This is a genomic window from Microbacterium sp. P5_E9 (assembly GCF_054049175.1).
In genome coordinates this window covers 1-553 of record NZ_JBFUMV010000122.1, presented here as the reverse complement: position 1 = coordinate 553, position 553 = coordinate 1, and the positions used below count along the sequence as shown (strand labels likewise).

The 553-nt window shown below is 65.5% G+C and carries 2 protein-coding genes; both read left to right on the top strand.

Annotated features, from left to right (window positions below):
- Positions 1 to 310 (top strand): metal-sulfur cluster assembly factor (locus ACXJ3V_RS20565; protein ID WP_457102211.1); only part of this gene is annotated, 310 nt, incomplete at its 5' end.
- A 50-nt stretch (positions 311 to 360) separates the two neighbouring features.
- Positions 361 to 553, top strand: a 193-nt coding sequence (locus ACXJ3V_RS20560; protein WP_457102210.1) for a hypothetical protein, incomplete at its 3' end; no start/stop codon positions are given.

Here is a 553-nt window from a genome sequence, read left to right as displayed (position 1 = left end):
CGACGGACCGGAAGGCTTGCGCCAGCCGATCGCCGCAGCGCTGTCACGCGTCGTCGATCCGGAAGTCTCGATGAACATCGTCGATGTCGGCCTCATCTACGGCGTCACCGTAGACACGAAGACCGCGCACGTGCTGATCACGATGACTTCAGCCGCCTGCCCGGTGATCGATCTCATCATCGAGGACGCAGAGCTCGAACTGGACAAGGTCGTGCCGGTCGATCTCAGGATCTGCATCGAACTGGTGTGGGAGCCGCCCTGGACCCCAGACCGCATGAGCGCCAACGCCAGACGGTTCATGGGATGGTGAACGCCGAACGTCCTGCCGTGCGAGGCCGCCGCCGGGCATCGACAACCCGTATGTGGATCTTCGCGCGTGTGGTGTTCGGTGCGCTGGTGGCCGTCTCCTTGGTGGCGGGTATCGCGGGCGGCCTTTGGCGGCTCGGCGTCGCGGTGCCGGATCCGCTTTCCTTCGCCTGGACCGGCCAGGTGCTGCTGGTGCACGCGGCCCTCATGATCTGCGGCTTTCTGGGCACGGTCATCGGCATCGAAC